Origin of the sequence: Rhodococcus sp. JVH1, from assembly GCF_000280725.2 — a bacterium.
Classification (GTDB): Bacteria; Actinomycetota; Actinomycetes; order Mycobacteriales; family Mycobacteriaceae; genus Rhodococcus_F; species Rhodococcus_F jostii_A.
In genome coordinates this window covers 5,469,657-5,482,095 of the sequence record NZ_CP166289.1, presented here as the reverse complement: position 1 = coordinate 5,482,095, position 12,439 = coordinate 5,469,657, and the positions used below count along the sequence as shown (strand labels likewise).

Sequence of the window (12,439 nt, the reverse complement as noted above, 5' to 3'; positions counted from 1 at the left end):
CGCACAGCCGCGCAATCCCCGTCAGAAGCGAATCAGCTCTGACGGGGATTTGCCGTATCGCCGGCGGTACGCGGCAGAGAACCGGCCCGCATGGGTGAACCCCCACCGGGCAGCGACTTCGGAGACCGTGACACCGGGTTCCAGTGCCCTCAGGTCGGCGTCGGCGCGACTCAGGCGGATGTCGAGGAGGCATTCCGACGGACTGCGCCCGACGTACTCGCGAAACCCTTCCTGCAACCGGCGGACGCTTGTACCCGCCAGCTCGGCCATGTCGGCTGCCGTCCAGGCGCGGGCCGGGTCGTCGTTGAGTCCGTCGAGCACTCGTTTGACGATTCGCGGACGGGGTGCGCCCCCGCGCACCTCCTCGTCGGGCGTGACGGCAAGGACGAACGCCGAGGTGATCGCGCCGGCGAGCTGTGGGCCGACCACCGGGTTGGCCAGGAGGTCGGCCGGCTCCCGCAGTTGCGCGGTCAATGAGCGCACCAGACGAAACCAGCTGTGCCCCGGGGCCTCGGTGAGATCGATCTGCGACGGTAGGTGCAGCCCGGGCCGCAGGTCGGAGCCGAGGATCCGGTCAGCCTCCTGCTCGAGGTAGGCGCTGTCGAATTTGACGCCGAGCACCGAGCAGTCGCCGCTCCACCGGGTGATCAGGGTCGGCTCGTCCGCCCGGAAGACCGTGGCCTGACCGGGCCGAGACAGCACCGTGTCGCCCTGCGAACAGGACTCCAGCGAACCGGACAGCGGAATGTTGATCTCGTACGCATCCGGATAGTCGCACTCGATCGACACGTCGGCACCCCAGCCCAGCCTCCCGAGAGTGACGGGGCCGAGGTCAACGGTCCGCATCGACAGCTTCATCGCTCCGTTCGGCGACAAGTCGGTCAACGTGTGGGGAAAGTACGCACCGGCCACCGCCCTCGACGCCGCATCCCAGTCCTGGGTTTCGGTGATCGTCGATGCCATCGTCATGCACCTGCCTCACTGAAGAATCGTTCCGACCTCATTGAAACCGTGTCGTCACGCCTAGTCGAGGATAACTGAGACCGCAATCACAAGTAGTCGCGCAGATGGTCCAGAGACCGCGCAGAGTGGCTAGACCACCCTCCTGCGACGGCCTACCTTCTTCCTCACCCCGCTCACACAACGAAAGTTGTTTCCGAGCAGTTGCTTTGAATGAGGAGATTCAGATGACCGCCACCCTGTCTTGGATCGACGAGATCACGATGACGGAACTCGAGCGCAACCCGTACCCCGTCTACGAGCGGCTGCGCGCCGAGGCGCCGCTGGCCTACGTGCCGGTCCTCGGCTCGTTCGTCGCGACCACCGCCGACCTGTGCCGCACCATCGCCAACAGCCCCGACTTCGAGGGGATCATCACCAAGGCCGGCGGCCGCACGTTCGGTCACCCTGCGGTGATCGGCGTCAACGGCGAGATCCACCGCGATCTCCGCTCGATGGTCGACCCCGCACTGCAACCGTCGGAGGTGGACCGCTGGGTCGACGGACTCGTCCGCCCCATCGCGCGGCGCTACGTGGAGCAGTTCGAGAACGACGGCAAGGCCGATCTGGTCTCGCAGTACTGCGAACCCGTCAGCGTGCGCGCGCTCGGTGACCTCCTGGGGCTGAACGAGGTCAGCTCGGACACGTTGCGCGACTGGTTCCACCGGCTGTCGAACTCCTTCACCAATGCCGGAGTGGACGCGGACGGCGAGTTCACGAACCCGGAGGGATTCGTGCAGGGCGACGAGGCCAAGGCAGAGATCCGGGCCGTCGTCGATCCGCTCATCGACAAGTGGACCGTCGACCCCGACGACAGCGCCATCTCGCACTGGCTGCACGACGGCATGCCCGAAGGACAGGTCCGCGACCGCGAGTACATCTACCCCACGCTCTTCGTCTACCTGCTGGGCGCGATGCAGGAACCCGGGCACGGAATGGCATCGACACTCGTGGGCCTGTTTACCCGCCCCGAGCAGCTCGAGGCCGTCATCGACGAGCCTGCCCTGATTCCGCGGGCGATATCCGAGGGAATGCGCTGGACCTCCCCGATCTGGTCGGCCACGGCCCGCATCAGCACCAAGGACGTCACGCTCGGGGACGTGTTCCTTCCCGAAGGATCCGTGGTCCTGTTGTCCTACGGTTCGGCCAACCACGACACCGCCGTCTACGACGCCCCCTCCGACTACGACATGACGCGCCCCCCGCTCCCCCACCTGGCGTTCGGTTCCGGCAACCACGCGTGCGCGGGTATCTACTTCGCGAACCACGTCTGCCGCATCGGCCTGGAGGAGTTGTTCGAGGCGATCCCGAACCTCGAACGTGACTCCGGCGCGGACGTGGAGTTCTGGGGCTGGGGTTTCCGTGGCCCGACCGCCCTCCGGGCCACGTGGGAGGTGTAGCCGTGACCTTCACCGTTTCGGTCGCCGCGGACAGGGTGGAATGCCGCCCCGACCAGCCGATACTCGACGCTTTCCTCCGGGGCAGCGTGTGGATGCCGAACTCGTGCAACCAGGGCACGTGCGGAACGTGCAAGCTGCGGGTCGTGTCGGGATCGGTCGATCACGGGCGTTCGCCCGAGGACACGCTCACCCAGGCCGACCGCGAGCAGGGTTTCGCCCTGGCCTGCCAGGCCACACCGTGCAGTGACACCGTGGTGGAACGCCTGGACACGGCGCCGGCGGGCACCGTCCACGCCCTGCGGGACCTCATCGGCACCGTGAGTGCGATCGAGGACGTCGCCCGTGACACGCGGCGGGTTCTCGTCACGCTCGACAGCCCGCTCGAATTCTCCGCGGGGCAGTACGTCGAACTGCGAGTACCCGGCACCGACCACGGCCGCCAGTACTCGATGGCGAACACGCCGGGCGAGTCGAAACAGCTCGAGTTCCACATCCGCAGGCAACCGGGTGGAGTCGCGACGGACGGTTGGGTCTTCGGCACGCTGTCCGTCGGCGAGCGAGTCGAGATGACGGGGCCGCTCGGCGACTTCCGTCTCGATCCGGAGGACGAGGGTCCGATGATCCTGCTCGGCGGCGGAACCGGGCTCGCCCCGCTGAAATCGATGGTCCGCCAGGCACTCACGGTCACACCGGAACGCGCGATCCACCTCTATCACGGCGTGCGGGAAGCAGCCGACCTGTACGACGTCGACCTGTTTCGGGAGTGGGAACGCGCGCACCCGGGGTTCCGATACGTTCCGTGTCTGAGCGATTCGACGTGGTCCGGCCGGACGGGCTTCGTCACCGACGCGTTCGTGGAGGACTTCGACACCTGTCGCGGCTACGCCGGGTACCTGTGCGGGCCGCCGGCGATGGTCGACGCCGGAGTCAAGGCGTTCAAGCGCCGGCGCATGGCTCCTCGACGCATCTTCCGGGAGAAGTTCACGCCCGCCGCGTGACGACCGCACCCCGATGCGTACGCCGAGGCCCTCCGAGCCTCGGCGTACGCATGCCGGACACGTCCTAGTCAGTACTCGGTAAATGCCTAGTGTGATGCAGCGCACAGGCTGCAAGAGTGGAATTCATTGCCGGACCCGGGCGCCCTCGCAGGGCGCAAGCCCCCGGAGATCTTGGAGGATCCCATGACTGACACCCTGTACACAGCGCCGTCCGACGACGTGCGCGCCAAGCTGGCCGACGCGCTCATCGAGGACGCGGAAACCGGCCGCTACCAGGTGCGACGCAGCGTATTCACGGACGAGGACCTGTTCGAACTCGAGATGAAGCACATCTTCGAGGGCAACTGGATCTACCTGGCCCACGAAAGCCAGATCCCGAATGTCGGCGACTACTTCACCACGTACATGGGCCGCCAGCCGATCGTGATCTCCCGCAACAAGGAGGGCGAACTCAACGCCCTGGTGAACGCGTGCAGCCACCGCGGCGCCATGCTCTGCAGGCGCAAGACGGACAACCGGACCACGTTCACCTGCCCGTTCCACGGCTGGACGTTCAACAACTCCGGCAAGCTCCTCAAGGTCAAGGACCCGCGTGAGGCCGGCTACCCGGAACAGTTCAACAAGGACGGCTCCCACGACCTCACCAAGGTCGCGCGGTTCGAGAACTACCGCGGTTTCCTGTTCGGCAGCCTCAATGCCGACGTCCCGCCGCTCGAGGAGCACCTCGGTGACACCACGAAGATCATCGACATGATCGTCGACCAGTCGCCCGACGGCCTCGAGGTCCTGCGCGGTGCGTCCACCTACACCTACGACGGCAACTGGAAGCTGCAGACCGAGAACGGTGCCGACGGCTACCACGTGTCCGCCACCCACTGGAACTACGCCGCGACCACGTCGCGCCGGGAGTCGGGCGAGTCCACCAACGCCACGAAGGCGATGGACGCCGGCAAGTGGTCGAAGCAGCAGGGCGGATACTACTCGTTCGACAACGGTCACCTGCTGCTGTGGACCAAGTGGGCCGACCCCGCCAACCGTCCCCTCAACGAGCGTCGCGACGAACTCGTCGCCGAGTACGGCGAGGACCGCGCCGACTGGATGATCGGTGTGTCGCGCAACCTGTGCCTGTACCCGAACGTGTACCTGATGGACCAGTTCGGTTCGCAGATCCGGCATTTCCGTCCGATCTCCGTCGACAAGACCGAGGTCACCATCTACTGCATCGCCCCCAAGGGTGAGAGCCGCACGGCACGCGCCGCCCGCATCCGCCAGTACGAGGACTTCTTCAACGCCACCGGCATGGCCACCCCGGACGATCTCGAGGAGTTCCGCTCCTGCCAGAAGACGTACCAGGCCGGCGCCGCCCCGTTCAACGACCTGAGCCGCGGTGTCACCCACCAACTCCAGGGCCCCGACGAGGACGCGAAGAAGATCGGCATCAACCCCATCTCCAGCGGTGTGAAGACCGAGGACGAGGGCCTGTACCCGATCCAGCACGGCTACTGGGTGCAAGCGCTCACCAAGGCGCTCGACGCCGACGTTGCCGCGAACAACCGCTGAGGGAGACGAGAACCATGACCGCAGTAGCCGAAAGCACTGTCACCCAGCACGACATCGAACAGTTCCTCTACCGTGAGGCCCGCTACCTCGACGACCGCGAGTTCGAGAAGTGGATCGAGTGCTACCACCCCGCCTCCGAGTTCTGGATGCCGGCGTGGGCCGACGACGGTGAACTGACCACCGACCCGATGACCGAGATCTCCCTGATCTACTACGCCAACCGTGGTGGCATCGAGGACCGGGTGTTCCGCATCAAGACCGACCGGTCGAGCGCGACGAGCCTGCCGGAACCCCGCACCGGTCACAACATCTCGAACGTCGAGGTCATCGAGCGTCGCGGCGACGTCGTGGACGTCCGGTTCAACTGGTTCACGCTCTACTTCCGGTACAACACGGTCGACACGTACTTCGGGAATTCGTTCTACACCATCGATTTCTCCGGTGAGCAGCCTCTGATCCTGAAGAAGAAGGTCGTGCTCAAGAACGACTACATCCACCACGTGGTGGACATCTACCACATCTGATTTCTTCCCCATTCTTCGCGAATCGAGCTGTTTTCCATGACTTTCCAAGTTGCACTGAGTTTCGAGGACGGGATCACCCGCTTCATCAAGTGTGACGGCGACGAGACGGTCGCCGACGCGTCCTACCGCGCGCGCATCAACATTCCCCTCGACTGCCGAGACGGGGCGTGCGGCACCTGCAAGTCGCTCTGCGAATCCGGCACGTACGACGGCGGCGACTACATCGAGGAAGCGCTCACCGACGAAGAGGCGGAGCACGGTTACTGCCTTCCGTGCCAGATGATGCCGGAAAGCGATCTGGTACTGCAGATCCCGACCACGTCCGACGTCGCCAAGACCGCCGCGGGCACGTTCACGTCGACGGTAACGGAGATCCGCAAGTTCTCCGACACCACCATCGGGTTCACGATCGAGATCGCGAACCGGGACGACCTCGTCTTCCTCCCCGGCCAGTACGTGAACATCACCGTTCCCGGAACCGAAGCGACGCGCTCGTACTCGTTCAGCACCGGACCCACGTCGAAGGAACTGTCGTTCCTGGTCAAGATAACCGACGGCGGCCTGATGTCGGAGTACCTGCGCAGCCGCGCACAGGTCGGCGACACCCTCGAGTTCACCGGCCCGATGGGAAGCTTCTTCCTCCGCGAGCAGAAGCGTCGCGCCCTGCTGCTGGCCGGCGGCACCGGGCTGGCCCCGCTGCTGTCGATCCTCGACAAGATGCGCACCGACGCCGCCGACCACCCCGTGCACCTGGTCTACGGTGTCTCGTCCGACGCGGACCTGGTGGAACTGGACAAGCTCGAGGAATACACGAAGTCCCTGCCCCAGTTCACGTTCGACTACTGTGTGTCCGACCCGGCGAGCAGTGCGCCGAACAAGGGTTACGTCACCGGACTGTTCGAGCCCGCACACCTGAACGACGGCGATGTGGACGTGTACCTGTGCGGTCCGCCTCCCATGGTCGAGGCGGTGCGCGACCACCTGAAGTCGGAGGGCGTCACGCCGGCGAACTTCTACTTCGAGAAGTTCAACAACGCGGCGACGCCCAGTGGGTCCGAGGCGTCCGCACCGCCGGCGGCCGAGACGGTCGAGGCCGCCCCCGAGTACGAGATCGGCGAGGAACACCAGCCCCTGTCCGAGTCGGACGCACAGTTCGACGCCCGCATGGCGCTCGAACTCGGTGCGATGGAACTGACCATCGGCCGGATGACGCAGGAACAGCTGTCCGAGTACCGGATCCTCGCCGAGACCTCGTGCGAATCGATCGAGAACGACCACTTCACGGACGCCGGCGCGTTCACCGACACCAACGCCGCCTTCCACGAATTCCTGTTCCGGTGCACCGCCAACGACGTGCTCCTCGAGGCGTACAACCGCCTGGAGGTCACGCAGCTCATGACGAAGGTGCTCCGCACCGCGGACTGGGTGGACGAGCATATCCAGCACGACCACCTCGACATCGTCGCCGCCTTCGAGAAGGGTGACCGGGCCGCCGCCCACGACCTGATCGTCAGCCACAGCGCGCACGCGAAGGCCACCATGTGCCGCGCCATCGAAAGGAGTGCCGTCGCATGAGCGGACTCGTCACTCCGCACCGCTTCGACGGCAAGGTCGTCGCGGTCACCGGCGCAGCGCAGGGCATCGGCCTGACGGTCGCGACCCGACTCGCGGCCGAGGGTGCGTCGCTGATCCTGATCGACCGGGCCGAAATCGTCCACGAGGTCGCGAAGGGGTTGCGCGAGAACGGCACCGACGCGCACAGCATCACCGCCGACCTGGAACAGTTCGCCGACGCCGAGGCGGCGATCGACGAGGCGCGGCAGCAGCACGGCCGGCTGGACGTACTGATCAACAACGTCGGCGGCACCATCTGGGCCAAGCCGTACGAGCACTACACGGCGGAGCAGATCCAGGCGGAGGTGCAGCGGTCGCTGTTCCCGACCCTGTGGACGTGCCGCGCCGTCCTCCCCCACCTGATCGCGCAGCAGTCGGGCACCATCGTCAACGTGTCCTCGGTGGCCACGCGGGGCGTCAACCGCGTGCCCTACGCGGCGTCGAAGGGCGGGGTCAACGCCCTCACCGCCTCCCTGGCTCTCGAAGCCGCGCAGTACGGAATCCGTGTGGTCGCCACCGCTCCCGGCGGCACCGAGGCGCCCGCTCGCCGTGTTCCCCGCGGTCCCGGCGCTGAGACCGACCAGGAAAAGGCCTGGTACCAGCAGATCGTCGACCAGACCGTCGACTCGTCCCTGCTGAAGCGGTACGGAACGCTGGACGAGCAGGCCGCGGCCATCGTCTTCCTGGCCTCCGACGAGGCCACCTATATCACCGGGACGGTGCTGCCCGTCGCCGGTGGCGACCTCGGCTAGCAGCCCACAGATCTCGACCGCCTCATCGGCGGGGCGCATTGCATCGTCTCGCCGTTGGGGCATTTCTTTAGCCGAATTCGATTGTGACACAGCGCACTTACGAGTACTACCCGGTTCCCCGTCACACCCACCGAGCGGAGATTACCATGAACCCATCCACCACCCCCGAAACCTGGGCAAGTCCGAGACACCGTAGTGCCGTCACGTGGGTCGTCGCGATCGCCACGATCGCGATCATCTTCGACGGCTACGACCTGGTCGTGTACGGCACCATCCTCCCGACGTTGATGAACGATCCCGGCGAACTCGGGGAGATCTCCGCGCAGCAGGCCGGGGCGCTGGGCTCGTACGCGCTGATCGGGGTCATGGTGGGCGCACTGACCGCCGGCGCCGTCGGCGACTACCTCGGCCGGCGGCGCATGATGCTCGTCAACATCGTCTGGTTCTCCATCGGAATGGGACTCGCCGCGCTGGCCACCAATGTGACCATGTTCGGCCTGCTGCGATTCTTCACCGGCATCGGAGTCGGTGGCCTCGTCGCCACTGCCGGGGCGATGGTGGCGGAGTTCGCACCGCCCGGGAAGCGAAACCTGTACAACGCCATCGTCTACAGCGGCGTCCCCGCCGGCGGGGTGCTCGCCTCCCTCCTCGCGATCGTCCTGCGCGACACGATCGGCTGGCGCGGCCTCTTCTGGATCGGCGCACTGCCCATCGTGATCCTGCTTCCGCTGGCTCTCGTGAAGCTGCCCGAGTCGCCGAAGTGGCTCGTCGCCCGCGGCCACGAGGACAAGGCACGCCGCATCTCCGAACGCACCGGCATCCCGATGCCCGACGCCGACGAGATCGCCGCGGAACGGGCGTCGGTCGAGAAGGTCGGCTTCGCCGCACTCGCGACGCGCCGTTACGCCTGGGGCACTGCTCTTCTCGGAATGATGAGCTTCTCCGGTCTGCTGCTCACGTACGGACTCAACACGTGGCTTCCGAAGATCATGGAAGACGCCGGTTTCAACGCGAAGGGTTCGCTGTCGTTCCTGCTCGTCCTCAACGGCGGCGCGATCCTCGGCGGCCTGATTGCCTCCAAGGTCGCCGACGGCATCGGACCGCAACGCGTCGTCGCCACGACGTTCGGTCTCGCCGCGCTGGCCCTGATCCTGCTGACGCTCGGATTCCCGCTCCCGGTGCTCCTCGCGTCCGTCGCCGTCGCCGGAGTCGGCACCATCGGCACCCAGGTCCTGATCTACGGCTTCGTCTCCAACTATTACTCGACGTCCGCGCGCGGCGCCGGGGTGGCCTGGTGCGCCGGATTCGGCCGGCTGGGCGGCATCTTCGGCCCCCTGATCGGCGGAGCACTGATCAGCGCCGGAATCAGCAGCCAGGTGGCGTTCTACGTCTTCGCGGGCATCGCCGTCCTGGGCGGGATCGTGACATTCTTCGTTCCGCGCGCACGGGTCACCCGCGCTGCGCCGGCAGCCGCCTACTCCACCGTCCAGGTGTCGTGACCGGTCAGCAGTCGCTGCAGCGAGCCGTCGTCGACGGGGTCCTTCTCCTGCGCGATCTCGTTCTGCAGGCGCACCATGTCGTCGTACGTGTCCCGCGTGACGCTGCGGAACACACCGGTCACGGTGTGGGTGAGGTCCTGGTCGGAGAGCCTCGACAGTGCGTACGCGTAGTCGGGGTCGTCGGTGTGGGCGTCGTGCACGACGATGTCGTCCCGGTCGACGTCGGCGGTCGCAACCACCTTCAGACCGAAACCCGATCGGACGACGCAGTATTCGCCTGCTCCGCCGAAGACGATCGGCTCGCCGTGGGTCAGCGGGATGAGGCGCTGCTCGGAACCGTCCTTGCGTAGGACGTCGAACGAGCCGTCGTTGAAGATCGGGCAGTCCTGGTAGATCTCCACGAACGACGTGCCGCGGTGGGCCGCAGCCTGCCGCAGCACCTCCGTCAGCCCCTTGCGGTCCGAGTCCATGGCGCGGGCCGCGAAGGTGGCCTCGGCTCCCAGCGCGAGGGACAGTGTGTTGAACGGGTGGTCCACCGACCCCAGCGGAGTCGACTTGGTGACCTTGCCGACCTCCGACGTCGGCGAGTACTGCCCCTTGGTCAGCCCGTAGATCCTGTTGTTGAACAACAGGATCGTCATGTTGACGTTCCTCCGCAGGGCGTGGATGAGATGGTTGCCCCCGATCGACAGTGCGTCGCCGTCGCCGGTCACCACCCACACCGACAGGTCGGGGCGCGTCACCGCGAGACCCGTCGCGATGGCGGGCGCACGACCGTGGATCGAGTGCAGGCCGTACGTGTCCAGGTAGTACGGGAACCGGCTCGAGCATCCGATGCCGGAGACGAACATCAGATTCTCGCGTCGGAGTCCCAACTCCGGCAGGAAACTTCGGATCGTGGCGAGGATGACGTAATCGCCGCACCCCGGACACCAACGGACCTCCTGGTCCGTCGTGAAGTCCTTGGCCTTCTGCGGTTCGTCAGTCCTGGGCACGTGCGCGGTGGCGCTCAGGCCCAGATCCGCACCGACACGACTGATCATCCGTGTCACACCGATTCCTCCTGCCGGGGTCCGGTCGATCGGTAGGTAGCCGACGCGAGCGCGTCGGCGGTCTTCGCGAGCTCGTGCTCACGCAACGTTCCGGCCAGCGCGGAATCGATCACCTCGTGCAGTTCATCGCCGAGGAAGGCGAGCCCCTGCACCTTGGTCACCGAGTGCACGTCGACGAGGAACCTCGAGCGGAGAATCATCGCGAGCTGGCCCAGATTCATCTCCGGTGCGACGACGGTCCCGTAGCTGCGCAGCACCGCACCGAGATTGGCGGGCAGCGGGTTGATGTTGCGCACGTGCACGTGGGCCACCTTCTTGCTCTCACGGCGAGCACGCCGGCAGGCCTCGCCGATGGGTCCGTACGAGCTGCCCCACCCGACGAGCAGCAGGTCGGCCTCACCCGACGGGTCGTCGACGACCGCGTCGGGAACGTCGATTCCGTCGATCTTGGCCTGGCGCAACCGCACCATGAGGTCGTGGTTGGCGGGATCGTAGGAGATGTCGCCGCTGCCGTCGGCCTTCTCGAGTCCGCCGATGCGGTGTTCGAGCCCGGGCGTTCCCGGTATCGCCATGGCACGGGCGAGCGTCTCCCGATCGCGTGCGTACGGTGCGAACTCGCCGTCCACCGGTGGTGCCGTGTCGCAGCCGGGGTCGATCCGGTCCAGTTCGGACACGTCCGGGATGGCCCACGGTTCGCTGCCGTTGGCGATGGCGCCGTCCGACAGCAGTAGCACCGGTGTGCGGTACGTGAACGCGATCCGGGCGGCCTCGACCGCGGCATCGAAACAGTCCGCGGGTGAGCGCGGCGCGATCACGGCGACCGGAGACTCGCCGTTGCGCCCGTACATCGCCTGCAACAGGTCCGACTGTTCGGTCTTCGTCGGGAGCCCAGTGGACGGGCCACCGCGCTGGACATCGATGACGAGCAGCGGGACCTCCGTCATCACCGCCAGCCCGATGGCTTCGCTCTTCAACGCCAGTCCGGGTCCGGACGTGCTCGTCACGCCGAGCGCACCCCCGATCGACGCGCCCAGCGCCGCGCCGATTCCGGCGATCTCGTCCTCCGCCTGGAACGTGGTGACGCCGAGATTCCGGTGCTTGCTCAGCTCGTGCAAGATGTCCGATGCCGGGGTGATCGGATAGGTGCCGAGGAAGACGTCCCGCGACGCCAGCCGTCCCGCGGTCACCACCCCGTAGGCCAGGGCCGTGTTCCCGGTGACCTGGCGGTACGTGGCCGGTGGGAGCGTCGCCGCGGACACCTCGTAGGTGGTCGCGAAACTCTCCGTCGTCTCCCCGTAGTTCCACCCGGCCTTGAACGCGAGCAGGTTGCCCTCCGCGATCTGCCGCTTCGCTGCGAACTTGGTCTGCAGGAACCGCTCGATGCTGTGGGTGGGACGGTTGTACATCCACGACAGCAGTCCGAGCGCGAACATGTTCTTCGCCCGCTCGCCGTCCTTCCGGCTCAATCCGGCGGGTTCCACCGCGCCGACCGTCAACGTCGACATCGCTACCGGATGCACCACGTAGTCCTCGAGGGAGTCGTCGTCGAGGGGGCTCGTGGCGTATCCGACCTTCGCGAGATTCCGTTTGGTGAACTCGTCCGTGTTCACGATGATCATGCCGCCCCGCGGCAGATCGTCCAGGTTCGCCTTCAACGCCGCCGGATTCATGGCGACCAGGACGTCCGGTCGGTCGCCGGCGGTGAGGATGTCGTAGTCCGCGATCTGGATCTGGAACGACGACACCCCGGGGAGGGTGCCCTGAGGCGCCCGGATCTCGGCGGGGAAGTTGGGCTGGGTGGCGAGGTCGTTGCCGAACGCCGCCGCCTCAGACGTGAACCGGTCGCCGGTCAACTGCATGCCGTCGCCGGAGTCTCCGGCAAAGCGGATCGCCACCCGTTCCAGCTTCGTGGAGTTAACCTCCGTCGTCATGAATGCACCGAATCCTTCGACTCGTAGTCGTTCTGACCAGCAGCTTCTAACCTCACGGTACAAGCGTTCCCAGTTTTCGCCAGGAACACGCCGAAATCAGGCGTCGCGAT

General features: G+C 66.3%; 10 protein-coding genes. 7 read left to right on the top strand and 3 right to left on the bottom strand.

Translation table 11 applies throughout. The features are described from left to right. Positions 1-21 precede the first annotated feature (21 nt). Positions 22-969 carry an AraC family transcriptional regulator gene (locus tag JVH1_RS25375; RefSeq protein WP_005562308.1) on the bottom strand — a complete coding sequence of 316 codons (948 nt, stop codon included), beginning with the start codon at positions 967-969 and terminating at the stop codon, positions 22-24. A gap of 218 nt (positions 970-1,187) precedes the next feature. Here JVH1_RS25375 and JVH1_RS25370 point away from each other — a divergent pair, with 218 nt between their 5' ends. The 7 genes from JVH1_RS25370 (at position 1,188) to JVH1_RS25340 (ending at position 9,346) form a co-directional block, all read left to right on the top strand. Then, the gene (locus JVH1_RS25370) at positions 1,188-2,399 is read left to right on the top strand and encodes a cytochrome P450 (RefSeq protein ID WP_009475045.1); all 1,212 of its coding nucleotides are present in this window, start codon (positions 1,188-1,190) and stop codon (positions 2,397-2,399) included. Between the two features lie 2 nt (positions 2,400-2,401). Beyond that, complete coding sequence (locus tag JVH1_RS25365) at positions 2,402-3,397, top strand: 2Fe-2S iron-sulfur cluster-binding protein (protein WP_009475046.1); 996 nt, start codon at positions 2,402-2,404, stop codon at positions 3,395-3,397. 183 nt (positions 3,398-3,580) lie between these two features. Beyond that, entirely contained in the window at positions 3,581-4,957 is a 1,377-nt protein-coding gene (benA, locus tag JVH1_RS25360) for a benzoate 1,2-dioxygenase large subunit (protein ID WP_009475047.1), read from the top strand. 14 nt (positions 4,958-4,971) lie between these two features. After that, positions 4,972-5,481 (top strand): benzoate 1,2-dioxygenase small subunit, encoded by a 510-nt coding sequence (gene benB, locus JVH1_RS25355; protein ID WP_009475048.1) that lies wholly within the window; start codon positions 4,972-4,974, stop codon positions 5,479-5,481. Positions 5,482-5,517: 36 nt separating this feature from the next. After that, complete coding sequence (gene benC, locus JVH1_RS25350) at positions 5,518-7,056, top strand: benzoate 1,2-dioxygenase electron transfer component BenC (RefSeq protein WP_009475049.1); 1,539 nt, start codon at positions 5,518-5,520, stop codon at positions 7,054-7,056. Further along, the gene (locus JVH1_RS25345; protein ID WP_009475050.1) at positions 7,053-7,847 is read left to right on the top strand and encodes a 1,6-dihydroxycyclohexa-2,4-diene-1-carboxylate dehydrogenase; all 795 of its coding nucleotides are present in this window, start codon (positions 7,053-7,055) and stop codon (positions 7,845-7,847) included. Before benC ends, JVH1_RS25345 begins: the two co-directional genes overlap by 4 nt. 146 nt (positions 7,848-7,993) lie before the next feature. Then, a complete protein-coding gene (locus tag JVH1_RS25340) occupies positions 7,994-9,346 on the top strand; it encodes an aromatic acid/H+ symport family MFS transporter (protein WP_009475052.1) in 1,353 nt (450 codons plus the stop codon). Here JVH1_RS25340 and JVH1_RS25335 read toward each other — a convergent pair. Beyond that, on the bottom strand, positions 9,322-10,389 hold the full coding sequence (locus JVH1_RS25335) for a 2-oxoacid:ferredoxin oxidoreductase subunit beta (protein WP_011595129.1): 1,068 nt from the start codon (positions 10,387-10,389) through the stop codon (positions 9,322-9,324). The two genes, JVH1_RS25340 and JVH1_RS25335, sit on opposite strands and share 25 nt — an antisense overlap. 5 nt (positions 10,390-10,394) lie before the next feature. Continuing rightward, on the bottom strand, positions 10,395-12,329 hold the full coding sequence (locus JVH1_RS25330) for a 2-oxoacid:acceptor oxidoreductase subunit alpha (RefSeq protein WP_009475054.1): 1,935 nt from the start codon (positions 12,327-12,329) through the stop codon (positions 10,395-10,397). Positions 12,330-12,439 lie beyond the last annotated feature (110 nt).